The following is a 26,228-nucleotide window of genomic DNA, read 5'->3' as shown; positions in this document are numbered from 1 at the left end:
ATGAGTGAAACAGTTTATGGCCTGCATGCCATTGAAGCATTATTAGCGCGTTCGCCAGAAAGAATTATTGAAGTATTTATTATTAAAGGGCGTGAAGATAAGCGTCTTATTGCCGTTGTACGTCAGTTAGAGCAACTTGGCTTGCCAGTGAAAATAGCTAATCGTCAATGGTTAGATGAAAAGTCAAAAAACGGTGTGCATCAAGGTATTTTAGCTATGGTAAAACCGAGCCGAGGATATCAAGAAAATGATATCCCGTTATTGATGGAACAGCAACCAACCCCCGTTATTTTGATTTTAGATGGTGTTACCGATCCGCATAATTTAGGTGCCTGTATACGTACCGCTGATGCCGCTGGAGTCGATTTTATTATTGTGCCAAAAGATCGCTCAGCACCGCTTAATTCCACCGCACAAAAAGTTGCCTGTGGCGCAGCTGAAAGTGTACCGGTGGTTAGAGTGACCAATTTGGCACGTACGATGCGAATGTTACAAGATGAATATCAAGTTTGGATTGTGGGTACTGCTGGCGAAGCTGATTGTACGCTTTATCAAACCGATTTTTATAAAACATCAACAGCGATTCCAATTGCTTTGGTGATGGGGGCGGAAGGTGAAGGGATGCGCCGTTTAACTAAAGAGCACTGCGATGAGTTAGTCAGCATTCCAATGGCCGGCATTGTGTCATCGCTTAATGTGTCGGTAGCAACTGGTGTTTGTTTATTTGAAATTGTGCGGCAAAAAAATAGATAGTAAGGGATTAATATGTTTGGGTTAATTAAAAAATTGTTATCTCGAAAAAAACAAAAGCCACTTACTGAGCGAGACCTTAATGGACGTAATCGTGTTGGTTACCCTACTATGCAACTTTCAGGTGAAATTGACAAACTAATTAAACCACAATTTAAAGCAATTAAACCAATTATCAAAATTTATAAAGATACTTTGTTTTTTAAGTGGGGACCGAGTGTTATTAATGATAAATTATCTGACGATCAATTAGCCAAGCTTTCAGGTCGTAATTTGCAGATGGTTTATTTATTGCTATTTCGTGATATGCTTCGGCATATCGCCGAGCTTGTTGAACTTAAAGATCAGCCTGCCAATTGGCCTGATCTTTTTGCTCAAAAAGTGCTTGATAACTGCCAAATGCTAAATGATGCCGATGATACTGATATCGCTAAAAAACAAGCGTTGTTTGCCAGTGCACAGCGTTATTCTATTGATATTCCTATTGATGATAAACACCCTGAAAATACCGAAATTCCTGATTGGACGGTGCCGTTGGCTGAATTAATTATGTTACCTGCAGACATGATTTATAAATGCCATCGTCCGTTATTGGTGGCGATAACGGCCCGAAAAAAACGTCGTTAATGTTAAAACAACTCAGGCATACATTTTTGATATACCGGCGCAGTGAGCAAAGCGTATCTATTAGTTTTGATACTTTACTGTCAGTTTAAACTAATTTTGCTATATATTTTTTCAATCAAAAAAATCGAGTAATGACAACACAATAAAATTGCTGGATATATTATAAAATTAAGAGTAATCCATGATGATATCAGCAAATCAATACCAATTAAATTAATTAAATAACGCTGATATAAATAAGGATCTTGAATTAGCTGGCGGATAATCATAAAAATGAGGCTAATTAAAATGCCAATAAGTAAACCACAAATGACTAATCCAGATGATTTTTTTATTTTGTTTAAAATGAAGATTGAAATAAGAATAAAACAGAAATAACACAAGCCATAATATATTAAATAATAATATTCAGGTGTATTGTATTGTTTTTTGATAAAGCGATAGCACCATTGATAACTTAGCAATCCTCCGACACAATTAAACAACAATATAACAACTAGCTTAATGATTTTCATTGGTTAATCCTTTTTTATCTTTAATCTTTTGATTATTTTACCTAAACATGATGGACAAATAACACTCTTTCACCCTATATATTAATAAATTCTAAAAATTTTTGTATAGCCGTTTCAGGCTATAAATATTATTGGGTATGGTAATGCCTTTTAGATGGGAAAATACACAATAAAAACGGGGTTGCAAAGCGGTTTTTCATATAGACTAATAGTTCGCAGAACAGGTCGCTGATCTTCAGCGGTTATTGTTAAAAAATAATTATAATCAATATTTTATTAACATTATTTTGTGTGTGTTATTTAACACTATTTTCTTCTTTCAATCTTTTTTCTTTTTTTACTAGTAATTTTTGCCATTTTTATTGGCAAAAATACCAACTAGGTAAGCAAATCTATCTCACTTATACTTAATTTATGAAGTAAATAGGTGAATAAGCTTATGCGAACAAGAACCATTGAGTTATTTAAAAAATTTATTTCAATCGACTATCCGATCACCTCCGAGATGTTGTCGGAAGAGTTTCAGATTAGTGCGCGAACCATTCGCAATGAAATCCAAGAAATTAATGAGTTTTTAACGCAAAGACAATTTCCTTTAATTTCAACAGTGCGTAGTAAAGGTTTTATAATCAATGCGACGCAAGATCAAAAACAGTTAATTCACAACGCATTGTTGGGCGTGCCAACTTCATCAATTTTAAGTAAAGATGAACGTCAATTTGATTTGTTACTGTCTATTGCGTTTTCTGCCTCTCCAACCATTCTCAGTCATAAAGAAAGTATTTTTTTTGTTTCAAAAAGTGTTTTAGATGAAGATATTAGAAAACTCAAAGCTCGGCTGAAAAAATATGATATTGAATTAAGTAGCCAGCCTAAATCGGGTATGCAGTTTGTTGGTTTAGAACGCTCTATTCGTTTGATGATGTATGAAGCGATTAATCAGTTCGCAGGTAATTTAGAATTTGATAAACCATTAAATGAATTAAGCTTGATACAGCAGTTATTGTTTAATTATATTCCTCAATCTCTTATCTGTGACTTATTAAAATTAGCCCACCAAACTATTAGCCAGATTCATGATGAGATTTATATCCAACAACTGGTTGTTTTTACTGCTATTTGGGTAATTAGAAACCAGCAGCAACATCATCTCACCATGATAAGAACTGATTTTAATAATAATGATTTGGGCGAAATAGCAAAATTTATTCATTTGGTTTGTCGGCATGTTGCTTTGCAAGTTAATAGACAAGAACAACAATACATTATTTATATGCTAGAAGCGTTCAATACCAAGGATATCAATAACTATATAGAGTGGGTAAATGCGCAGTTATTAGCGATTAAGTTAGTTAATTATGTCGAAGAAAAAACACAAATTCCATTTTCAACTAAACAAGAACAGCTGTACGAAAATTTATGTAAACATTTAGCAGGTCTTATTGCGCGAGTGAGTAATAATATTCATATTATTAATCCATTACTCGATAACATCAAACAAAACTATGGTGCAATTTATTCAGTTATTGCTATGTTTATGCAAGAACTTGAAACGACCTTAACTCATAAAGTATCTGATGACGAAATTGCCTTTTTAACTATTCATTTTTCTACCTTTGCAAGCGCAATTAATCAAGAGCGAAGCTACTATTTTAAAGCAGTGGTCTTTTGTGACCATGGTATAGCAACTTCTAACTTATTAGCAGAAACACTTAAAGAGTTTTTTAATATTGATGTACTAGCCATTTTGGGACGTAATGATCAGAATTTATTAGCTCAACTCGATTTTGACTTAATATTTTCTACTTTTCCATTACCACACTTAGCTCATCCAGTATTGGTGTTAGAACCGATTTTAAAAGAGAAAAATCATCCTATTATCACTGATTTCTTAGCTAAGCACAGGGCTAATCAACGCGTTGTAAATAATTTGGTTGATGCGACCGATCTTTTCTATTCATTGGTTGATTTGATTCAACAAAGTGGTGGCATCGTGTCAGCACCTATTTATAACCAACTCGAAAAATGTTTAGCGATTAATAATCTTAAAATCAATAAAAGGAAAATCCAGCCTATGTTGAAAGATATTCTTACCGATAATGACATTATATTGCAGCAAGATAGTTCAAATTGGCAACAAGCGATCAAAATTGCGGCTGAGCCATTATTAAAAAAACAATTTATTTTACCATCTTATATTGATGCCATGATTACGTCGGTCGAGCAATATGGTCCGTATATCGTTATAGGCAAAAATTTAGCGCTGGCACACGCTCGCCCTGAAGATGGTGTAAACCAGTTAGGGGTGAGTGTCGTGACTCTCCGTCATCCCGTGGATTTTGGTAATTCAGAAATGGGACCTGTTAAAATCATATTTTGTTTAGCTGCTATCGATTCGTTTTCTCATCTCAATATTATGCGTAGTTTGATTGAGTTAATTAATGATGAACAAAAACTTGAAAGCTTAACAATGTGTCATTCGGTACAGCAATTTAAGAACATTTTATTTAATGAACCTAATTCGGATTGAACCATTAAATTATAGGAGGATTGAAAATGAGTAATTTAACTATTTTATTTGTTTGTGGTGCGGGATTAGGCAGTAGTTTTGCCGCGCAAATGGCGACTGAAGACGTGCTAAAAGCCAAAGGAATTGATGCTAAGTTGGATCATACGGATATTTCATCTGCTGCTTCTATGAACGCCGATATTATTATCACGGCTGAAAATTTTCGTCCACAGTTTGCTAAGTTTAATATCCGTGAACAGACCTCAATTGTTTATCTCAAAAATATTGTCTCAAAAACTGAAATAGATGAGAAGTTAAGTCCAGTATTGCAACAAAAAGGGCTGCTTTAAATTGCCAAATAGGAGAATACTATGAACGTAATTAACTTTATTATTGATAATATTTTAACGCAAGCGTCGATAACAATTAGTCTCATTGCTATGTTTGGCTTGATGTTGCAACGTAAATCAGTAGGTCAAATTATTTCGGGATCGCTTAAAACATTATTGGGCTTTCAAGTGCTCAATGCGGGGTCAAGTATTATTGTTGGCAGTTTGACCTATTTCGGGCACATTTTTACCGCTGGATTTGATATGCAAGGGATTATCCCGTCTATTGAAGCGATTAATGGCCAAGCCATGAATCAGTTAGGTTTAGGTCGTGATATTGCTTTGACTTTTTTGATGATTTTTATCTTTAATATTCTAATTGCCCGTTTTACTCGCTGGAAATATATCTTTTTAACTGGTCAGGCTATTCTCTGGATGGCAACCATGACCACGGTATTTGGTAGTTTTGCTGGACTTTCTGGAGTCGTGTTAATTGTAGTCGGCGGTTTTGTTGGTGCACTTTTTGCGGTATTTATGCCAGCTATTGCACAGCCGATTATTCGTAAAGTGACGGGATCTAATGACATTGCGCTTGGTCACTTTTGTACAATTGGTTATTTGTTTGAAGCGGGTGTTGCTTATGTTGTGGGGGAGAAAGGTGAAAACAAACGTTCAATTGAAGAGATGAAATTACCTAAATCATTTGAATTTTTGCAAGATACCTATCTGTCAGTCATGGTCGTTATGATCCCACTCTATATTATTACGGTTCTTTTTGCCGGTGAGGAGTATGCTTCAACATTATCGGGTAGCCAAAATTATGTGATGTATGCCTTTACGCAAGCCATTATTTTTGTTGTGGGGATCTATGTGTTATTAGCTGGCGTTAGGTTATTGCTCGGTGAAATTGTACCCGCATTTAGAGGTATTGCGATGAAAGTGGTTCCTAATGCTATACCGGCGCTTGATTGTCCTGTGTTTTTTCCTTATAGCCCAAATGCAGTCATTTTAGGTTTTATTACCACATCAATTGGTACTGTGATTGCGATGTTGACGTTACCAGCTTTTGGATTAGCCATGATTTTACCAGGAATGTTAACCAACTTTTTTGCTGGTGGTACCGCAGGCATATTTGGTAATGCTGTTGGTGGTCGCCGTGGTGCGCTCATTGGTGGTATTGCGCATGGTTTCTTTATTACTTTATTACCTGCATTACTGGTGACTATCTTTAATCAAATGGGCTTTATTAATGCAACAGCAACCGATGTTGATACAGTTACAGCGGCGTTACTTTATGCATGGATTTTAAGTCCTTTATTAAAGCATTTTTAGGATAGGAGTTTGCTATGTTTAACTTTTTTAAAAAAAGTAAGCCCAAAAAAGAGTTGGTTGATAAACCAGACATAACAAGTAGCCTGACATCAACACAAATTGACCAAATTGAACAATCAATTAGTCAATTGTTACAACAAATTGATCATACAGATGATGCGGTAACTTTAGCCTCATTATGTGAAACAACAGGGCTTCTTTATTGCCAATTAGATCGTGTTGATTTTGCAATTGAGTATTTAGAAAAGAGTTTACAACATAAAAAATCAATTGGAGAAGGTTATAAAGCATTAATGAATTTGTACAACCATAAACGTGCCGATGCCGCAAAACATGGTTCAATGGACGATATTGATTTTTGGATGAATAAAATGGATTCCATGCGCAACATTGCCAAACAAGTTACGGTTCAACGAGATTAAAGGAAACGATTATGTATACCACACTAAAAGATGTCACATTATTAGCTCAAAAACTCAATTTTACCGTTGGTGCGTTTAACACGCATAACTTAGAAATGCTGCCTGATATGCTACGCGCAGCGAAAGAAGTTGGTGCACCAATTATTATACAAACTAGCGTTGATACCGCACGCTATATTGGCTTTAAAGTATTGGTTAATGCGGTAAAAGCAATCGCCGATGAAGAGATTGTTGATGCTGTATTGCATTTAGATCATGCTAAAAGTTTTGATGATATTAAAGAAGCTATCGATAGTGGTTTTACCTCGGTGATGTTTGATGGCTCATCCTTACCATTTAAAGAAAATATTTTAAAAACCCGTGCGGTGGTTGAGTATGCGCATGCACGTGGCGTATCGGTCGAAGGTGAATTAGGCACGATAGGCGGAACAGAAGAGGGCATTCATGTTGATCCTAACGATCGAGTTTATACCAAACCGAAAGATGCGTTAGCGTTTGTTCAAGCCACGGGTATTGATGCATTAGCTGTTGCCATTGGTACTAATCATGGACAGTTTAAATCAAAAACAGAGGTGAATATTCCGCTATTAAAAGAGATTCACGCTATGGTTGATATTCCTTTGGTTATTCATGGTGGTACTGGTGTTAAAGAAGAAGATTACCCAGAACTGATTAATAATGGTATTCGTAAATTTAATGTAGGTACCGAACTATTAGTTAATTGGACGCAAGTTGCCAAAGATAAGTTTGCTGATACTGAAGTGAATAAATCATTACGGCACAATATTATTCCCGCTAATCAAGCGGTTAAAGAAATTGTCAAACATAAAATGAGTTTGTTTCTTAACGTTAATAGTCGTATTAACTAGGGTATGTAAGCATGCAGAAATATTTAATTTTACTGGCAGGCTGTCCATGTACGGGAAAAACCTATCTAGTTAATCAATTGCAACAGCAATTTAAAGATAGCTTTGTTATCACACCCGATGAAGCCAAAATTTTATATGCTGAGTCTATTGGCTTTAATTGTAAAGCTGAAAAGGAAGCGTTAGAACACAAAGTTTGGCAATTTTATTACGGTGTTTTACAACTGTATATGGATGCAGGTAAAAGGGTGATTATTTCTGAATACCCATTTAGTGATAAGCAAAAAAGGCAACTGAGTGAATTTGCTGAGCAATATCACTATCAAGTGATAACCATTCGCTTAGTTGCTGATTTTGATGTGATATGGCAACGTCGTTACCAGCGTGATCGTTCACCTGAGCGCCATTTATGTCATATTATGCAACATTATCATTATGGCGATACGTTAGAAAATCGAAATCTTGCTGATGATTTAATCACTAAGGATCAATTCTATCAAGTTTGCCAAATGCGGCAGTATGATCAATTTGTTTTAGGTAACTTGATTCAAGTTGATGTCACTGACTTTACTAAAGTAGATTACTCAAGATTATTGAATGAGTTGAAGCAAATAGTTAAGTTATAAATAGTGCCATTATCAAAATGAAAATGCCGACCAATTTTAGTCGGCATTGTTATTTTAAGTACTAGCTTTTTATTAGGTCAACATCGATCCCTAGTCCTTTGGCAATTCCAGAACCATAATCAGGATGTACTTTGTAGAAGTGTTTGAGCTGTCTAATTTGAATGTCACGCTTTACATTTTTCATTGAGCCAACGATATTATCAATAAGCAGTTGCTTTTGATCGGGATTCATTAAATTAAATAATGCGCGTGGCTGTGAGTAATAATCGTCATCAACACGATGATCGTGCCTATCCATTGTTCCAGCTGGTACATGCATTGGTGGTTCGGCGTATTGTGGTTGCTGTTTTGGTGCATTATCGACGCTATTAGGCTCATAGTTAGGGGCATTATCTGGGCTATAAAAACGCATTGCACCATCGCGTTGATAATTGTGTACTGGGCATTTTGGGGCATTGATTGGCAATTGTTGATAATTAGTACCAATACGATAGCGGTGTGCATCGGCATAAGCAAAAATTCGACCTTGTAGCATCTTATCTGGTGATAAACCTGTTCCAGGCACCACATTGCTTGGTTCAAAGGCCGCTTGTTCAACTTCTGCAAAATAGTTTTCAGGATTACGATTCAGTTCCATTACACCGACTTCGATTAATGGATATTGTTTTTGTGACCACACTTTAGTCACATCAAACGGATTTTCAGGATGGTTATTGGCTTGCTCTTCGGTCATGACTTGTATGTAAAGACGCCATTTTGGGTAGTCGCCATGTTCAATGGCTTTAAATAAATCCTCTTGTGCCGAATCTGGATTGGCTCCATCCATCTCTGCCGCTTTTTGGGGATGAATATTTTTGATGCCTTGTTCAGTCCTAAAATGCCATTTTACCCAAGTGCGAACGCCATCTTCATTTATTAAGCTATAGGTATGGCTGCCATAGCCGTGCATATGTCGATAACCATCAGGAATACCACGATCAGAAAATAGAATAGTGACTTGATGAAGTGATTCTGGTGATAAAGACCAGAAATCCCACATCATTTGCGGATCTTTTAAATTGGTTTTAGGGTCACGTTTTTGGGTATGAATAAAGTCAGGAAATTTGAGCGCATCACGAATAAAAAAGACAGGAGTATTGTTGCCTACAATATCCCAGTTACCTTGATCGGTATAAAACTTGACTGAAAACCCTCGGGGATCACGCGCTGTATCCGATGAGCCTCGTTCTCCACCAACAGTTGAAAACCTTGCAAAAACTGGGGTTTGTTTACCAACTTTAGCAAATAGGCTAGCATGAGAATATTGGGTGATATCATTTGTTACCGTAAAGGTACCATGTGCGCCAGAGCCTTTGGCGTGTACTCGTCGTTCAGGGATATTTTCACGGTTAAAATGGGCAAGTTTTTCGATAAGTTGGAAATCGTCTAACAAAACTGGACCACGAGGACCGGCAGTTCGAGAGTTTTGGTTATCGGCTATTGGTGCGCCATTATTAGTGGTTAGTACTTTTTTATCTGACATTGCAACACTCCTTTATATGATATTAAAAAAGCTTTTAAAGATGAAAGACTCAATTGCTTTTGAATATTATGTACTAGGAAATTGAACAGTAGTGCATAGTAAAAAAGTTTTATATGATTATTTTTATACTTAGAAAAATGTGTTTAATTTATTATCAATAAACTTAAGCATAAATAATTTCGGGCAGTCTGACGTCCCAAGGTTTGTTATCAATATGTTGTACCTTTTGGCAAGCAAAAGCAAGCCCAATAGGTAAGATTTTTTTTGATTGATAATTTGCTAGTAATCGGTCGTAAAATCCACCGCCCATCCCAATACGATAACCACGTTGATCAAAAGCAACTAGCGGAGTAAAGATGACATCAAGTTGGTTGTTAGGTAGTACGTTTAATACGTTTAATTCAGGTTCTAATATACCAAATTTATTTTTAATAAGTCTGGTTTGGCTAGTGTATTTTAAGAAGAGTAAATGTGTCGAGACAAAAGGGTGGATAATAGGTAAATAGACAGATTTATTTTGCTGCCATAAATATTCGATAATGGGTTTTGTATCTACTTCGCCATCGAATGATAAAAATATGGCGATATTTTTTGCAGTGTTAATCGCTTGGTGACGGGCAATTTTTTGATATATAGTTTGTTGCGCAGTGTCACGTTCATTGGGAGATAATTGTCGTCTTTTTTGACGTATAATTTGCCTAATATTCATCAGTTTTCACTGTTGTTGTAAGGTCGAAAGGAAGCTCCAAGATGTCGTTAGGGTCGTAACCCTTGAACCCACGGTTCAAGGTGAACATCGTGTTTTAATTTTTAGGTTTCCTTACAAGTAAGGCATACTCACCAATTAAAAATCACTCCGTTCTTAAGATAAGATTATCGGCTCAGGGGACTAACCCACATCGCGATCATCTCAGAGTTGGGTACATAATACAAAATTTACCAGATCATACAATACCATTTGTATTAAATTTACAATTCAAATAGTTAATTGTTGGTATTTAGGGCAGAATCAAGTAATTGTTGTAACATTTTTAGCCGATCACCAAATTCGTTACTTCGTTCTTTTTCTTTTGTCAGTTCGTAAGAAATATTTAGCGCCGCAGTCATAATAAGTTGATCACTGCCAACCTGAGGGGACTTTTCTCGTAAATTTGTTAAGCGCGTATCTAAATCTTTTGCTGCACGATTAAGTGCTTCGACTTCATCAACAGGACAATTGAACTTTAATGTTCGTCCAAAAATTTGAATAGTGACAGCTTGAGTTTCCATGTTTAACCTATTGATTCATAAAATTATTAATTTTATCGATAATGTGTTTGTGATCTAATCCTAGCTCTTGTCTTATTTCGCTTTGAGCACCTTGCGAAATAAACTTATCAGGAAGTCCAATATTTAAAATATCACATTTTATTTTTTTCGATAATAAGTATTCACCGACGCCGCTACCTGCCCCGCCTTTGATACTGTTTTCTTCAATGGTGACAAGTATATTATGAGTTTGGCTAATGTGCAAAAGGACTTTTTCATCGAGTGGTTTAACAAACCGCATATCGATGACTGTAGCATTAATTTGCTCTGCAGCTTGTAAAACTTCAGGAAGCAAAGTGCCAAAATTAAGTAAAGCGATATTTTTGCCTTGTCGACATAATTTAGATTGACCTAGAGGAATTGCGGTTAATGGCATGAGTTGTGTGCCCGAGCCTTCACCTCGAGGGTAACGTACTGCTGTTGGTCCATTATGTAAGTAGCCGGTGTAGAGCATCTGTCGGCATTCGTTTTCATCACTTGGGGTCATGATGACCATATTGGGCACACAGCGCAAATAACTTAAGTCAAATGCACCTTGGTGGGTTTCACCGTCAGCACCGACAATACCAGCGCGATCGATGGCAAATAATACGGGTAGGTTTTGAATGGCAACATCATGAATAACTTGATCGTAAGCGCGTTGCAAAAAAGTTGAGTAAATAGCTACAACAGGTTTTAAGTCACTAATTGCAAACCCGGCGGCTAGGGTAACAGCATGTTGTTCAGCTATTGCAACATCAAAAAATTGGTCAGGATAACGATTGGCAAATTTTGTCATACCTGAGCCTTCGCTCATTGCAGGGGTTATTGCCATTAAACGTTTATCATTTTGCGCCATTTCACATAGCCAATCGCCAAAAACTTGCGAATATGTTGGGGTTACTTTTTTGGCGATAGGTAATATGCCATCATTAGGGTTAAATTTTGGTACACCATGCCATAAAGTCGGATCTTTTTCAGCTGGCGCATAGCCTTTGCCTTTTTGTGTAATCACATGCAGTAGCTGAGGTCCTTTTAGCTGGCGAACTTTCTGTAAAGTTGAGACTAGACTATCAAGGTCATGTCCGTCAACAGGACCTATATAATTAAAACCTAGCTCTTCAAATAAGATGGCTGGTGTGACTAAGCCTTTTAAGTGTTCTTCAGTCTTTTTAATCAGTTCTTTTAATGGCGGAATATTTGCTAATACACGTTTGCCACTTTCCCGAAAAGAGGTATAGGCTCTACTTGATAAGATTTGAGTAAGATGTTGGTTTAGTGCGCCGGTATTTGCTGAAATCGACATGTCATTGTCGTTAACAATCACTAGCATATCAGGTTTAACATGACCAGCGTGATTCATCGCTTCAAATGCCATACCTGCCGTTAATGCACCATCGCCAATAATGGCGGCTACTTTGTTACCTGATTGTTTTTTTTGTTCACTAATTGCAATTCCAAGCGCAGCACTAATTGAAGTCGAAGAATGCCCTGTAGTTAGTACATCATATTCGCTTTCATTTCGATGAGGAAATGGGTGTAACCCACCTTTTTGGCGGATAGAAAGCATTTGATCGCGACGACCAGTTAATATCTTGTGGGGATAGGCTTGGTGTCCTACATCCCATATGATTTTATCAAACGGTGTGTGATAAACATAGTGTAACGCTGTAGTTAATTCAACCACGCCTAGCCCCGATGCTAAATGTCCACTCGATTGACTAACACATGCTAGCAAATATTGCCTAAGTTCACGGCAAATCGCCGATAACTGTGACTGAGGAAAACGTCTTAGGTCATCGGGCGAGTTTATTTGTTTTAACAAAGGGTAATTATCTAAATTCATTATATAATGTTATCTTTTAGTTAGTTGTTAACTATTTCGATTAATAATAAAACCAGCAAGATCTTGCAATGGCTGACTATTATAGGGTATTTGCTTTAGACTATCGATAGCTTGCTGATAAAGTTGCTCAGTGAGTTTTATTGCGTTATCAAGTCCAACTAGTGCAGGGTATGTGCTCTTCTCATGGATAAGGTCTGATCCTTTAGGTTTACCCATAATCGATTGTTCGCCAATAATATCTAAAATATCATCTTGGATTTGAAATGCTAGACCAATTGCTTCGGCATACTGATCAAGCATTAGGCGATAAGGTTTTGTATTTTCACCGTAAGCAAAAGCCCCCATGCGGACAGCCGCTTTGATTAAAGCACCTGTTTTATAGCAATGGATTTTTTGCAAATGTTCAAGGTCTATTTGCTGATGTGTAGCCTGTAAATCTAATGATTGACCAAGGCACATGCCGGCAACGCCGCTAGCATAGGCAAGTTCGTTTATCATATTAATTTTAGTATTAGCATCAATCAACTCGCTTTTTGCTAGCAATGAAAACGCTAGAGTTTGCAAGGCATCACCAGCCAATATTGCTTGATCTTCACCAAATTGGATATGGCATGTTGGTTTACCTCGACGTAAATCGTCATTATCCATGGCGGGTAGGTCGTCATGAATTAATGAATAAGTATGAATGCATTCAATTGCGGCGGCGGCCTCGTCTAATTTAGAAAGCGGGCAATTAAACATTTGGCCTGTTAAATAGACTAAAATAGGTCGAATCCGTTTGCCACCGGCCAACAAGCTGTAACCCATTGCTTGTTGAAGTGTGGATGCCTCCATTTGTGAAATACAGGCAGTTAAAAATAAGTCTATTCGTTCTTGTAATGGTTTTAAGCTATTCATTATCATCAATTAAGAATTCTGACAATTCGGTATCACTATTTTCAGACAATAAGATCTGAATACGTTGTTCGGCTTGTTGTAACTGTTTTTGTCCTGCTTTTGCTAATTTAATCCCTTTTTCAAACTCATTTAGTGCTTCATCTAATGGTAAATCACCATTTTCTAGTTGAGCTACGATGGTTTCGAGTTGCTTTAGTGTTTCTTCGAAACTCGGTTCTTTGTCTTGTTTTTTTTCCATCTTCAATTCCTCTTTACGTTTGATGAGTATACACTTATTTCAAATAATCGTGAATCATGGTATTTGCTTATTTATAATCTAACAATTGATGTTAATGCGTATTAACCTTTGATTTAACGATAAGCTAATTTGTTGATTCACGTTCATCTTCGTTATTTGATTCGTCCATTGATAGTAAGGTGATGTTTGGATTAATCGGTTTTTTTACTTCGATACCCATTTCACGGAATCGTTCAATTTGTCCAATTACGTTACCACGACCTTTTGATAATTTGTTCATGGAATTTTGATAATTCTGTTGTGCTTTGTCTAAACAACTGCCTAGGTTTTCCATATCTTCAACAAAGCCGCGCATTTTGTCATACAGTTTACTTGCTCTATCAGCAATCAGCTCGGCATTACGATTCTGATATTCAAATCGCCATAAATTATGAATTGTCCGTAATGCAACTAACAATGTGGTTGGGCTAACTATCATAATATTACTTTTTAAGGCATCATTGATTAATGCGGGGTCATTATCAATTGCGCTTAAAAATGCAGGTTCGACAGGAATAAACATCAAAATATAATCTAATGAATTAATGCCAATGAGTTTATGATAATCTTTTTGGCTGAGTTGCTTTAAGTGGTTACGAACAGCAGCTAAATGTTCGGTCATCGCTTTCGCTTTAATTGTTTCGTCATCACTATTAAAATGACGCTCATAGGCAACTAATGTTACTTTTGAATCAATAACCACGTCCCCGCCCTGCGGTAAATGAACAATAACATCGGGTTGTAATCGCTGATTACTTTCGTTCGTTAAATTGACTTGAGTTTCATATTCATAACCTGAACGTAATCCTGAATTATCTAGAATTTGGCTTAGGATAAATTCGCCCCAGTTCCCTTGGGTTTTGTTATTGCCCTTTAGCGCATTAGTTAAGTTGGTTGCTTCTTTGCTCATTTGCTCATTTAGCTGTTGCAAGTTACGAATTTCGTGCGTGAGTGTGTGGCGTTCTTTGGCCTCTTGACCAAAACTATCTTGTACTTGTTTTTTGAAACCTTCTAGCTGTTCTTTGAGCGGCGAAAGTAAAAAATCAAGACTTTGTTTATTTTGTTGCTCAATTTTTTTACCACTTTGTTCAAAAATACGATTGGCAAGGTTTTCAAATTGAGTCGTGAGCCGTTGTTCACTTTGTTCTAATATCGTTTGCCGTTCTTGGGTAGCACTTAACGTTTCTTCTAAACGCGTTTTGAGTTCACTAATTTTGACATTTTGCGCTAGATTTTGTTGTCGATACTGATCTAATTCATGCTCCAGCTGTCTTACTTGAATTGTTAAAGATTGGTTTTCTTCTTTTTTTTGGAGCAGTTGCAGATCAAATAGTTGATGTAAATTATTAATTGTCAGTTGAGATTTTATCGTTAACACCAGTAAAATTAAGGCGGCAATACCAATAATAATCGCAACCCATTCGGCTAATCCTAAATCATAGAACATAATTAAGCCCTCTCAAAAGTAAATGACATCACTTCATCTAAACTTTTGCACTCTAGAGCAAGCATAATTAAACGATCTAATCCTACCGCAACACCTGCACAGTCAGGTAAGCCTGCTTCCATAGCAGCAAGTAACTCAATGTCAATATTTTGTGCTGGTAGGTTTTGATTTGCGCGATCTAAATTATTTTGTTCAAAACGCATTCGTTGTTCTTGAGCATTGGTAAGTTCTTTAAAACCATTAGCAAGTTCAACGCCTTTGTAATAGAACTCAAAACGGCTCGCTACTCGGTGATCCTCTGAACTAATGGCAGCTAATGCGGCTTGTGATGCTGGAAAGTGGAATACTGCAATAGGTTTATCTTGCCCAATATGCGGTTCAACACCAAAAGTGAACAAGCATTGGAGTAATCCATCTTTATCATAATTGTCAGTATTAAGCCCAATATCAAGTTGGTTTGCGGCATTAACTAAGGTTGCGTGATCAGCTTCTAAAGGATCAATATTAAGATGACGTTGAAATACCTTTTGATAAGAGATACGTTCAGCTGGTTCACAATCTAAAACAGTTTGCAGTAAGTCATCGACTTCATTGATCATTTGCATCATATCAAATTGGATGCGATACCATTCGAGCATGGTAAATTCAGGGTTATGATAACGACTAACTTCTTCATGATTACGAAAACATTTACATAATTGATAAATAGGACCACTGCCGGCAGCGAGTAAGCGCTTCATGTGATATTCAGGGCTAGTAATTAATGACATTTGTCGCCCTTGTTGTCCTTCAAGTTCCCCCGGTTTTAAAAATTTAGTGTGGAAAGAGCTTAAATGCACGTCTGTTACTGCATATTGGCTTAATATAGGTGTTTCAACCTCTAAAATACAGCGGTCGGCAAAAAATTGACGTACTTGAGAAACAATTTTTGCGCGCTTAAGTAGATTATTGATAGATGCAGAAGGTTGCCAAGTCATAAAAAATATCCATGGAATTTGATTATTTACTAAAAAAACAAAAATAGGGCTAAAGCCCTATTTTTATTGCTGGCGTTCATTTTGCCATAAAGTGAATAGATTGTCGTATTTTTCTTGCTGTTGCCATATATGACGATGTAATGCGGAAAGGATAATAGGATCTTCTAAAATCGCTAACTGCTTTTCTTTACTCATTTTTTCTAAATCTATTTGTTTATACTGCGCAATAAGCTCATGGCGTTTTTGTTGGTTTTTAGTATTTACTCGATGTCGTGATGTCGATAATGCACAAGCAAGTGCATTATAGACAGGATCGACCAACGCCATAATAAAGCCATTTTCAATAAATGCCGCTTCAGTTTTAACTAAATATTCACCTGTAAGTGTGATTGCTTTTGCAGGGTGGGTTTCTTCTGGTGTTAAAAATAACCCTGCCTTTTTTGCTTTCATACCGATGCTAGAAAGTCCTGATATCCTAATTACTAAAGGCGAAATGCTTAAAGGTATTAATATTGCGATATACCAGTAAGTAAATTGTGGATTTAGCCAGATTATTATCCCTAGCCATACAATACCTAATAGCGACAGTGGCCAACAAAAATAAAATGATTCGCCCCATGTTAACGCATCGTCACTTCGTGATGGTGATTTCCATTGAATTTTGCTCCCCATCCATGCTCTAAGTACAAATTTACTATGGAAGATCATGCGTATTGGCGCTAAGATCATTGACCAAATCATTTCAATAAAGATTGATAGGGTTAATTTAAATATACCACCAACATCTTTTGCCCCTGTTCTGGCTATAATAATGCCATAGCTGAAAAACTTAGGTGCAAATAGTAAAACCATTGTGGTTGAGAGGAGCTGTATGGCTAATTGCTCATCCCACCTTGGCCAAGTTGGATAAAATTGGTTAGGTTGGAAGAAATATTGAGGTTCTGAAATATTAAACACCAATAATAATAGTGTTGAGAATATTAAAAATACCAGCCACAATAATGAAGAGATATAAGCCATACCACTAGTTGCAAACATGATGCGATGGGTCAATTTGATACCACTTTTGAAAATTAACCTTAGGTTAATTAAATTGCCCATACACCAACGATTATCGCGTTTTAGATCTTCAATCATATTACCGGGTAGCTCTTCATAACTGCCGTTCATATTATAAGCAATCCAAACGCCATAGCCGGCACGACGCATAAGTGTTGCTTCGACTAGGTCGTGCGATAAAATATGAATTGGTCCTTTACGTTTTTGAAGTGGCGATAAAATGCAATGTTCTATAAAAGGTTTTAAGCGAATCATGGCATTGTGTCCCCAATATTGGGCTTCGCTTAGTTGCCAAAAATGTGTGCCAGAACAGAAGATATCGCTGTAAATTTGGTTAGCAAATTGTTGAATACGTCCGTAAAGCGTAGTCATTCTGACGGATTTTGGCGGGGATTGTAAAATGCCTGCTTTAGGAGTCATTTCCATCATGGCAATCATTTTTAAGATACAATCACCGGTCATAATACTGTCGGCATCAAGGATCATCATGTATTCGTATTGATGGCCCCAACGGCGGCAAAAATCATCAATATTACCGCTTTTACGTTTCACTCGACGTTTGCGGTGACGATAAAAAATATTACAACCGTTGTTTGGTTTTGTCGCATTAAATTCCGCCCAAGCTTTAAGTTCGTTGACATATAGATCGGGATCGTTAGTATCACTTAAGATAAAAAAATCACAGCAAGCGGCGTGGCCTGTTTCAACGAGGGACTGGTAAGTTGCCTGTAATCCAGCAAATACCCGAGCAACATCTTCATTACAAATTGGCATAACAAGTGCAGTTCGATGCTTAGCATCAATATGTGATGCAGGGTCATTAGGAATAGGAATTGTGTAACGATCTTTCCCCATTACAGCTAATATTAGCCCCATAATACTGGTCCAAAAACCAATCGAAATCCAGAAAAACAAAATAGCAAATAAGATAATAATCGCACCTTGGATAATATAAGGGATTATGCTGTAAATAGCTAATTCAGGATTAATATCCCAATTTGCCATAAAATTGATTTTTTGCCAACTTTGATAAGGTAATAAAGACGCAAGATAAGTGGTTCCATAATATGTTTGTATGGTTATAAGTACAAACATAATAAAGCGCCGAATGATGGCAAGAATATTTATGCCATGTTTTGATTTGGCTGTATAACGTTGATTCCAGATTTGTGGTTGAATCGAAACACGATCAACTTCAGGATAACTTGGCTGTTGCCTTCGGTCATCAATAAAAGAGGAGGTATCACCAACTTGATTTAAACGATATTTTAAAAAATCAACATCGTCTGGCGGTATTGCATTGTTTTCAGATTTCTGACGCCAAACTTCGGCGTCAGAAAGATTTGCAAAGTAATCTTTTTTCATATTTTTATCATATTATTATAATAATTATTGTGCGGGATATTGCCCACTCCATGTTTCAGAAATGACTTTATTGGTTGCTTGAGAAGCTAGTTGTACGCGTATGTCACTTGCTTTTTTGTTATCTTCAATGTTAAACCGAACAATAACTCGCCAGCCTTTAATTTCTGAATTGTATTGCACGTCAGAACTTAAGATAGTGCCATTGCTCATGCTTGAAATCACTTTGACTGGTGCTGTTTCTGATAATTCAGGACCAGCAAAGTCGATGACATATGCATTAGAACCATCAAGTTTACGAATTAAATTAGCTTGTTTTATATCGCCTAGCGATAAACGAGAGCTCACTGCTCTTGCTACATCATTAGGATAGCGTTGTTTTTCATTTAATGAATAATGTAATCGATATTTAATATCGAGCACATCACCAGCTTTATATTGTTTTTCTGGTACCCAAAAAGTAACAATATTATCGTTAGTTTCATCAGCAGTTGGGATTTCAACTAATTCAACGCGTCCTTTGTGCCAATCACCTAAAATTTCAGTCCAAACGCTAGGTCGTTTTTCATAGTGATCATCCAGATCTTGATAATCTTCAAAACCGTTATCGCGTTGAATTAAACCGAAAGCTTTCGGATTTTCTAAGCTATATGATGAAAATGATAAACGCTTAGGATTATTTAATGGACGCCAGATCCATTCATTATTGTTGGCTAAAATAGATAGTCCGTTAGAATCATGCATTGCAGGGCGGTAGTTTAATAAAGGAGATGGTTGGTTTGGGCCAAATAAAAACATACTGGTTAATGGTGCAATGCCTAATTTTTTTACTGAATCTCGGAAGAAGACTTTCGCTTGCACTGTGACTGTGGTATCAACACTTGGTACAAGTGTTATTTTATAAGCACCTGCCACACTTGGTGAGTCAAGTAACGCATAGATGACTAAATGTTTTTGGTTGGCTTCTGGTCTTTCAATCCAATACTCTTTAAAACGTGGAAACTCTTCACCTGACATTTCGCCAGTATCAATGGCAAGACCTCTGGCGGAAAGTCCATAGTGCTGTTCTTTACCTACTGCACGAAAATAACTGCCCCCTAGAGCTGAGAATATTTCATCGTCAGTTTTTGTTGGGTTATTAATTGGATAATGAACTTTAAAACCAGCAAAACCAAGGTCTTTACTATTAATCTTATCAAGGTTGAGTGGGCTTAAATCAAAATAACTTGGATCATATTTTATTTCGTTAACTTGATTATTGACGATTTCATTGATTTTTACTGGAACATCAAAGTACATGCCCTCGTGATAGAACTCAAGTTTGAAACGACTTTTTTGATCACTCCAATAGGCTTTTTGATGATTAAATAGAATTTTCTGATAATCAGCAAATTGTAAAGATGCCAATTCATTGGGAATGTTTTTAGATGGCTGAACATAAGCTTTTTTGGATAATTTTTCGGCTTTTGCAACCACATCATCAAACGAAAAAGCCCATGAAGAAAAACTAATGCAAGAAACGCAAGCCACACAAAGCACCTTGCAAATTAGTATTTTATTAAACGAATTATTGGGTAATAAATTGTACATAAAGACTCGCATTATTATCTAAAAATATTAAAGTAATTGATAATATTATCTTTTGGATTATTCAAACACTTTTCAACATAATCTACTTTTATTTCTTGAAGAATACTCGGATTTTCTTCGATCAGGAATTGAGAATAGTTATCTTTGGAAATTTTTGTTTGTAAAGATAATATATCTTGCGCAGACATTCTAAATTTTGGTTGAAAATATTGGTTTATTTTAGCTGTATCTTTTGTATAAATTGCTGCAATAAAATCTGCTGAGGATTGACAATAATTTTTAATATTGGATTCAGTTGCTGTTATTTTGCTTAATTCAATATCAAGTTGCGCTTGGTTTTCTTCAATCACTTTTTTGAGTTTCATATCATAATTCAGTTTATAATACTCGTTCAAATAAAAACTCAATACACAAGACGATTGGTTATTATCACCTTCACAATTTAAAATGCCGTGTTTAGTAATATAGTTATCGAAGTTTTTACTACCAATAAATTGAAGCAATTGATTTTTAGCTGCAATAACGTAAGGGTTATTTGCTTCAGTTTGTTCTTTTAATAAAGATACCTGTTCTGCCTGTGAAATCGCTTCTTTACTTTTCGTTGGTGAAATTTTTTTAGTACAACTTGCGACAAGAATAGAAACAATGGCGCATATAAGGATCTTACTTATTTTCATTTATCAAATTCCATAGACATATTCTTGAGTGTATGTATTTTAAAGTGAATAACTGTACCGCTAATTTAATCGCGCTATTAGTAATAATGGATTATTGTTGCAACGCAAAATTATATACTCTTATTGTTTTAAAAACACTAGCAGATTAAATTAAATTTATAAAAAAGCACACTATCATATGTTTTCTTTTTTCTAGTGTTTACATATTTTTTTATTATCTACTGTAAATTCAGATCCATGAGTAACAGAAGGTTTAAATTTTCCTTTTGCTTTTAAAAAAGCGATGAGTTGTTCCGCACTCATGTCAGATTGAGAACAAGTATGAAACTTTGCATCGACACCAAACTTGTCGTTGATAGCGTTAAGTAAGGAAGCTTCTGTGTAATTGTTTCCATCCATCATATGCAATACTTCATGTCCATGAATTGACATTATGGGCCTCCCAAGTTGTTGTTGATTTATAAATCAATACTTGTCATTTTGAGCAGTGAAAGATAGCAGATATTTTTAATAAAAAAAAGGGGGGAAAGATTAAAAAAATATTGTTAATTTTTGTTTGACTTGCCCCTTATTTACAATGGGGCAAGTAGAGACGATGTAAGTAGTAAATTCAGGCCAAAATAGTCTTGTTTCATTCCGTATTTTCATCGGCAAATTTGGCAATGATTGATTTATTTTCGATTTTAATTTGGTGAATAACAACGGAAATTATATCTGCAAGTTTATAGCGGTTTTCTCCTTTAATTTTGATAACGCCTTCTTCTGGGAAGGGAGCGATTTCCTCTTTGACAGAATGAATCATTGACAGTGGTACAAAAGCAAAAGCACCTATATCACATAAACGAACTCGTGCTCCTCCACGATTAATATCAATAATTTCAGCAGAGTAAGTTTCATCGATTTTATCTGATAAGTATTGAGCATAAAGATTTTCAGCCATATCGCGTTCAGCAAAGCGTAACATCTTACGCCTTTCATTCATGCTTTTTAGTTGTTCTTTATCTGGCGAGATTAACTCTTGTGAACGGATATACGCTTTGATTAATCGGTGGTTGACCATATCGCCATATTTGCGTATTGGTGATGTCCATGTTGCATAGGCTTCAAATCCTAAACCAAAATGTGGTTGTGGTTCAGTCGAAAAATCTGCAGGGCTTTGGAACTTGCGAAGTTTGGTGGCTAGAAATGGTTCATTGTCGATCATTCGTCGCAATTTTACATAACCATCAAAAGATAAGAGTAACTCTTTATCAAACTCAGTTATTCCATTATCGTTTAAAAATTTTATGGCTTGTTCGATATATTTATTATCAAAACCTGAATGAATATTAAAAATGCCAAAACCAATTTTAGTTTGTAATTGTAAAGTTAAAGCAAGATTAGCGATAACCATAACCTCTTCTACGATATGATTGGCAATTCGACGAGTCTCTTTAATTATGGATTTAACTTGGCGGTTCTCATCCAGTTCAAAACGATAATCACCATTATCTTTAAAAACCAATGCATGGGTTTGTCGCCATGTGATGCGGATTTTAGCTAAGTCAGCTAACCAAATAAGTTGTTGTTTAATTGTAGAGTCATTTGTTGCTAATTCGCTATTATTTTCTAAAAAATCAGAAACATTATTGTAAGATAGCTTTGCTTTTGATTCGATCCAAGCAGGCATAAAGGTCGTATCATCAGCAATAATATTGCCGGCGTTGTCTATGCGCATTTTACATATCATTGCAGGGCGTTTTTCATTAGCCTTTAATGAGCATAGTTCATTGGCAAGCGCTTTGGGTAGCATTGGAATATTAAAATCAGGTAAATAAGTAGTGAAATTCCTAGCTTTGGCAATATTATCAAGTTCGCTATCTTGTAATATATAAGCCGTAGGGTCAGCAATAGCAACCATTAATTGATAATCGCCGTGTTCATCTTTAGAAACCGCAATGGCATCGTCCATATCTTCAGTATTTTCACTATCGATTGTAAAAAAGTGAACATCGGTTAAATCTTGACGGTTATCAAGTTCTGCATCAATAATGGTTAATGCTTCGGCTTGTGGAGCATGGGTTTCTAAATCATAGCGTGCTAAGGTTTTTAACCAAAGTTGATAGGGTGAATTGCCGTCAGCAACAAAACGAGTCACCTCGGCAAAGAAATGTTTACTTTCTTTTTGTAAAGGGTGAGAAACCAGCGTTGCAACAACCCAGTCACCTTCCTTTAGTTTTTCATTCACTTGCTCGTTTATTTTGCAGCGAATAGCAAAATTAGCAGGCATGTTTTCAAGGTAAATAACCATTGCACGATCTTGAAAGCCTATTTTGCCAATGAATTTTTGTAATGAACCTTCGATTAATAATTCGGGATCAAAAGATTCTTTATCGTTATTCGTGATGATTGACCCAGAGACTTTATCGCCATGACAAACTGTTTTCATTTTAGCAACAGGGATGAAATAGCTTTTCTTATTATCGGTATCTAAAAAACCAAATCCTTTTTCATGAGCTCGAACAATGCCTTCAACGCGAGGAGTTTGTTCATGAAGTTCTTGTTTTAATTGTGCAAGTAATGGGTTATTTTGAAACATATGGCTTAACACTTTTTAAAAAATTAGTGCTAAATTCTATCATAATTATACAAATTATGGTTATTGAATTAATCGGTGATGACATTGAAAATAGACGTATAATAGTGCCACTTAAAATAATGGGGCTAATTAAAGTATGAAATTAAACTATAAATTGCAGGGCGATGGACAGCCGATTGTGTTTTTACATGGCGTATTTGGCAGTTTAGATAATTTAAATATGTTAGCAAAGGATTTTGTACAACATCATCAAACAGTGCAGGTTGATTTGCGTAACCATGGAAATTCGCCGTGGTCTGATAAAATGGACTATCAGGCTATGGCTGAAGATGTGGCTGAACTTTGTCATGATTTACAATTAAAAAAGCTGATCTTAATTGGCCACTCAATGGGAGGAAAGGTTGCTTTGCAATTGTCACAAGTGATCCCAGATTTGATCGAAAACACAGTGGTAATTGATATTGCTCCCATAAAATATCAGCGCTCAGCCAATGTTATCATTCTAAGAGTATTAACTTATTGCCTTGCAAACCAGATTACCGACAAAAAACAGATCATGGATTTAATGCGACAAGAAGGCATTAATGATGCAATTATTCTTTTTTTATTAAAATCGTTTAAAAATGAACATTGGTTATTTAATATTCAGGCTATTAACGAACAGTATGGTCATATTTGCGATTGGCAAACGATTTCACCTTGGTTAAAACCGACGTTATTTATACGCGGTGGCAATTCACCTTATATTACCGATCAGGCTTATACAGCTATCTTTGAACAGTTTCCTAATGCAAAAATTGAAGTGGTTGAAGGAGCTGGGCACAATATTCATTTTGAAAAAACGCAGCAAGTTTTACAACTTTTGCATAACTGGTTAGGTGACTAAGTGATATTTAATTCTTAAACATCAATGTGTATCACAAAAAAAACGCTGCTGCTTGGTGATCTGCTTGTTGGGTGCTCTAACCGTTATTTCCATCATTTTGCACCGAGCATTATATCTTTTACTGGTGATCGTATAACGCCAACCAGAAGGAATAATGAGATTGGTAGTATAGGGGTAGTTATCAAGTAGCTGAAAAGCAATTTTATTGGCGCGCAAATAGTTTGCAAAGTAGCGATGTTTATTGAGTAATGCTTGTTGATAGTTAATAAATCCTAGCATAATAATTGAGAATAGAAGTATTGCTATCATAACCTCAATCAAACTAAAGCCTGCTATATTTTTATTATTCACAATAAATAGCCCTTTTTTCTGGGCAATAATCGAGCCAATGGCCTTTTTCGACAATTAATCGATTATTATCAAAATGTGCAAGTGTATATAAATAAAAGTCTTCATCTTTGGCTTCGCCGCGGACTAATACATATTTATCAACTTTTAATAAAGACTTTTTTATGCATGCTTTTAGTTGATAAGTCGGTTCGGTTAAACAATGCCAATGGGCTTTTGGTGCTGGCCAATTTTGGGTTATTCCCCAAGTTAAAGACGAATTAGCTTGATTAAATTGCTGATAATATTGGCTTTCCATTATGATGGCTTTTTGCCACGAGCAAATAAGCAGATTGAAACCAATTAGTAGCACCAATCCCACAACCATGAAAATAATCACCATCATAATTGTGCTAAATCCGGACTGTGCTGGGAGCGGGTTAAAATCGGTTTTCATTTTTGATGATTTCAGTTGTGTGATATTGAATTTGTTTGTTTTTCCTCAATTCAGCCGTAATTGATAATCTAATCGCATCAGGTAGCTGTTTTATTGCGAAGTAGGTGACTTTGATTTCGTTTGAATCAAATAAGTTCTCCCACTTGTTTCCAAAACAATTTAATGACCCTGTTCTATAAGCTATATTGTTTTCTTTATAACGGTAGGTAAAAACATCTGACTTCATGGGAGTCTCTATGTTCCAAACCCAAGAATTGCGGATTTCACTGTCATATCGAATAATAATACATTTTATCTTTTCATTAATTTCAATTACTTTGGCGGTTATTTTTTTTGGATCGTTAGCAATAAAACCTGCTCGTTTTATATCTTTTTTCATGCCGGCTAATCCAAGGTCAATAGTCTGCTGTAAGCGTGTTTTTTGGTAATATTGCATGATACTTGTTTGTAGTTGAATATAAAAAGATGTCATCCCCATAACGATCAGGCTAGATAAAATTACGCTAATAAGCATTTCAAATAAGGAAAACCCAGACGTTTTTAACATGGTGGTAAACCTGCTATATAAGTGTTTTCTGCACAAAAACGAATTCGCCCAAGTAATGACACAAGAACCTTGCTGGTGCCTATTTCATTTTGCAATTGAAAAGACATTGTTTGCGCTAAATTACGGCGACCTACAATCAATGCATTTTTATTGTTTGATAGTTCACTAATTTCAACAGAATTGTCTGGTTTCATAAAATAAAGCACGCCCTCACTGCATGAAGTGGGTTTTTCATCGTGAGTAATTGTGATGCACCAAGGTGATGTAAATTGATGGATAATATAATTTTCATTTTTGCTTGAAGCTTTTATTTGAACTTCGTAGATAAAATAAGCCAACTGTTTAGTTGTGGATGCTAACTCATTTCGAAGTTGTTGCTCTTTCCAATGTTGAATGCCAATAGCGGCTAAAATAGCGCTAATGCAGATAGTTATTAACAATTCTAGTAATGAAAATCCCAAATCTTGCATAATATTGTCTTGGTATATATCACAATGGTTGTAGAGTATATTTGAA

26 protein-coding genes and 1 other RNA gene are annotated in these 26,228 nt (G+C 35.9%); 9 read left to right on the top strand and 18 right to left on the bottom strand.

Annotated features, from left to right (window positions below):
- The 8 genes from rlmB to GA0061081_RS00445 all read left to right on the top strand — a co-directional run bounded on the left by rlmB (position 1) and on the right by GA0061081_RS00445 (position 7,976).
- Positions 1-753, top strand: a complete 753-nt coding sequence (gene rlmB / locus GA0061081_RS00485) for a 23S rRNA (guanosine(2251)-2'-O)-methyltransferase RlmB (RefSeq protein WP_091346071.1) — start codon at positions 1-3, stop codon at positions 751-753.
- Between the two features lie 12 nt (positions 754-765).
- Complete coding sequence (locus GA0061081_RS00480; RefSeq protein WP_091346069.1) at positions 766-1,377, top strand: hypothetical protein; 612 nt, start codon at positions 766-768, stop codon at positions 1,375-1,377.
- 954 nt (positions 1,378-2,331) lie between these two features.
- Positions 2,332-4,422, top strand: coding sequence for a BglG family transcription antiterminator (locus tag GA0061081_RS00470; RefSeq protein ID WP_091346065.1), 2,091 nt, complete (start codon positions 2,332-2,334; stop codon positions 4,420-4,422).
- 26 nt (positions 4,423-4,448) lie between these two features.
- A complete protein-coding gene (locus GA0061081_RS00465) occupies positions 4,449-4,751 on the top strand; it encodes a PTS sugar transporter subunit IIB (RefSeq protein WP_091346064.1) in 303 nt (100 codons plus the stop codon).
- A gap of 21 nt (positions 4,752-4,772) precedes the next feature.
- Positions 4,773-6,062 carry a PTS sugar transporter subunit IIC gene (locus tag GA0061081_RS00460; RefSeq protein WP_091346062.1) on the top strand — a complete coding sequence of 430 codons (1,290 nt, stop codon included), beginning with the start codon at positions 4,773-4,775 and terminating at the stop codon, positions 6,060-6,062.
- 14 nt (positions 6,063-6,076) lie between these two features.
- Positions 6,077-6,484: a hypothetical protein gene (locus tag GA0061081_RS00455; protein WP_091346059.1), complete on the top strand. Its 408-nt coding sequence runs from the start codon at positions 6,077-6,079 to the stop codon at positions 6,482-6,484.
- Positions 6,485-6,495: 11 nt separating this feature from the next.
- Positions 6,496-7,353 (top strand): class II fructose-bisphosphate aldolase, encoded by an 858-nt coding sequence (locus GA0061081_RS00450; protein WP_091346057.1) that lies wholly within the window; start codon positions 6,496-6,498, stop codon positions 7,351-7,353.
- Between the two features lie 11 nt (positions 7,354-7,364).
- Positions 7,365-7,976: an AAA family ATPase gene (locus tag GA0061081_RS00445; RefSeq protein WP_091346055.1), complete on the top strand. Its 612-nt coding sequence runs from the start codon at positions 7,365-7,367 to the stop codon at positions 7,974-7,976.
- Positions 7,977-8,037: 61 nt separating this feature from the next.
- On the opposite strand, the gene GA0061081_RS00440 is transcribed toward GA0061081_RS00445, so the two are convergent.
- The 14 genes from GA0061081_RS00440 to GA0061081_RS00375 form a co-directional block, all read right to left on the bottom strand.
- Positions 8,038-9,498 carry a catalase gene (locus GA0061081_RS00440; protein ID WP_091346053.1) on the bottom strand — a complete coding sequence of 487 codons (1,461 nt, stop codon included), beginning with the start codon at positions 9,496-9,498 and terminating at the stop codon, positions 8,038-8,040.
- Between the two features lie 163 nt (positions 9,499-9,661).
- Complete coding sequence (locus GA0061081_RS00435; RefSeq protein ID WP_091346050.1) at positions 9,662-10,207, bottom strand: 5-formyltetrahydrofolate cyclo-ligase; 546 nt, start codon at positions 10,205-10,207, stop codon at positions 9,662-9,664.
- Positions 10,208-10,236: 29 nt separating this feature from the next.
- Positions 10,237-10,418: non-coding RNA, 6S RNA (gene ssrS, locus GA0061081_RS00430), on the bottom strand.
- Positions 10,419-10,482: 64 nt separating this feature from the next.
- Positions 10,483-10,767 (bottom strand): cell division protein ZapA, encoded by a 285-nt coding sequence (gene zapA / locus GA0061081_RS00425; RefSeq protein WP_091346048.1) that lies wholly within the window; start codon positions 10,765-10,767, stop codon positions 10,483-10,485.
- 7 nt (positions 10,768-10,774) lie between these two features.
- Complete coding sequence (gene dxs / locus GA0061081_RS00420) at positions 10,775-12,631, bottom strand: 1-deoxy-D-xylulose-5-phosphate synthase (protein ID WP_091346046.1); 1,857 nt, start codon at positions 12,629-12,631, stop codon at positions 10,775-10,777.
- A gap of 27 nt (positions 12,632-12,658) precedes the next feature.
- Positions 12,659-13,528, bottom strand: coding sequence for a (2E,6E)-farnesyl diphosphate synthase (gene ispA / locus GA0061081_RS00415; protein WP_209435332.1), 870 nt, complete (start codon positions 13,526-13,528; stop codon positions 12,659-12,661).
- On the bottom strand, positions 13,521-13,766 hold the full coding sequence (gene xseB, locus GA0061081_RS00410; protein WP_091346041.1) for an exodeoxyribonuclease VII small subunit: 246 nt from the start codon (positions 13,764-13,766) through the stop codon (positions 13,521-13,523). Before xseB ends, ispA begins: the two co-directional genes overlap by 8 nt.
- 124 nt (positions 13,767-13,890) lie before the next feature.
- A complete protein-coding gene (rmuC, locus tag GA0061081_RS00405; protein WP_091346038.1) occupies positions 13,891-15,252 on the bottom strand; it encodes a DNA recombination protein RmuC in 1,362 nt (453 codons plus the stop codon).
- A gap of 2 nt (positions 15,253-15,254) precedes the next feature.
- A complete protein-coding gene (epmA, locus tag GA0061081_RS00400) occupies positions 15,255-16,229 on the bottom strand; it encodes an elongation factor P--(R)-beta-lysine ligase (protein WP_091346036.1) in 975 nt (324 codons plus the stop codon).
- 63 nt (positions 16,230-16,292) lie between these two features.
- On the bottom strand, positions 16,293-18,653 hold the full coding sequence (gene mdoH, locus GA0061081_RS00395; RefSeq protein ID WP_091346034.1) for a glucans biosynthesis glucosyltransferase MdoH: 2,361 nt from the start codon (positions 18,651-18,653) through the stop codon (positions 16,293-16,295).
- A 24-nt stretch (positions 18,654-18,677) separates the two neighbouring features.
- Positions 18,678-20,240: a glucan biosynthesis protein G gene (locus GA0061081_RS00390; RefSeq protein ID WP_091346032.1), complete on the bottom strand. Its 1,563-nt coding sequence runs from the start codon at positions 20,238-20,240 to the stop codon at positions 18,678-18,680.
- 14 nt (positions 20,241-20,254) lie between these two features.
- A complete protein-coding gene (locus GA0061081_RS00385; RefSeq protein ID WP_091346030.1) occupies positions 20,255-20,917 on the bottom strand; it encodes a hypothetical protein in 663 nt (220 codons plus the stop codon).
- Positions 20,918-21,109: 192 nt separating this feature from the next.
- Positions 21,110-21,349 (bottom strand): YecH family metal-binding protein, encoded by a 240-nt coding sequence (locus GA0061081_RS00380; RefSeq protein WP_180214333.1) that lies wholly within the window; start codon positions 21,347-21,349, stop codon positions 21,110-21,112.
- Between the two features lie 199 nt (positions 21,350-21,548).
- On the bottom strand, positions 21,549-23,495 hold the full coding sequence (locus tag GA0061081_RS00375) for an exoribonuclease II (RefSeq protein WP_091346026.1): 1,947 nt from the start codon (positions 23,493-23,495) through the stop codon (positions 21,549-21,551).
- Between the two features lie 136 nt (positions 23,496-23,631).
- On the opposite strand from GA0061081_RS00375, the gene GA0061081_RS00370 reads away from it, so the two are divergent.
- Positions 23,632-24,381: an alpha/beta fold hydrolase gene (locus GA0061081_RS00370; RefSeq protein WP_091346024.1), complete on the top strand. Its 750-nt coding sequence runs from the start codon at positions 23,632-23,634 to the stop codon at positions 24,379-24,381.
- A 21-nt stretch (positions 24,382-24,402) separates the two neighbouring features.
- On the opposite strand, the gene GA0061081_RS00365 is transcribed toward GA0061081_RS00370, so the two are convergent.
- From GA0061081_RS00365 to GA0061081_RS00350, 4 genes are read right to left on the bottom strand one after another with little or no spacing between them, the layout of a single operon-like run.
- Positions 24,403-24,732, bottom strand: a complete 330-nt coding sequence (locus GA0061081_RS00365; RefSeq protein WP_167349269.1) for a type IV pilus modification PilV family protein — start codon at positions 24,730-24,732, stop codon at positions 24,403-24,405.
- On the bottom strand, positions 24,725-25,114 hold the full coding sequence (locus GA0061081_RS00360) for a DUF2509 family protein (protein ID WP_167349268.1): 390 nt from the start codon (positions 25,112-25,114) through the stop codon (positions 24,725-24,727). Before GA0061081_RS00360 ends, GA0061081_RS00365 begins: the two co-directional genes overlap by 8 nt.
- Before the next feature lie 34 nt (positions 25,115-25,148).
- The gene (locus GA0061081_RS00355; protein WP_091346018.1) at positions 25,149-25,712 is read right to left on the bottom strand and encodes a prepilin peptidase-dependent protein; all 564 of its coding nucleotides are present in this window, start codon (positions 25,710-25,712) and stop codon (positions 25,149-25,151) included.
- Positions 25,706-26,182 carry a prepilin-type N-terminal cleavage/methylation domain-containing protein gene (locus tag GA0061081_RS00350; protein ID WP_160403673.1) on the bottom strand — a complete coding sequence of 159 codons (477 nt, stop codon included), beginning with the start codon at positions 26,180-26,182 and terminating at the stop codon, positions 25,706-25,708. Before GA0061081_RS00350 ends, GA0061081_RS00355 begins: the two co-directional genes overlap by 7 nt.
- Positions 26,183-26,228 lie beyond the last annotated feature (46 nt).

Source organism: Gilliamella bombicola, assembly GCF_900094945.1.
Lineage (GTDB): Bacteria > Pseudomonadota > Gammaproteobacteria > Enterobacterales > Orbaceae > Gilliamella > Gilliamella bombicola.
Note: the sequence above shows the minus strand (reverse complement) of the source record. Positions and strands in the feature narration are given on the sequence as shown.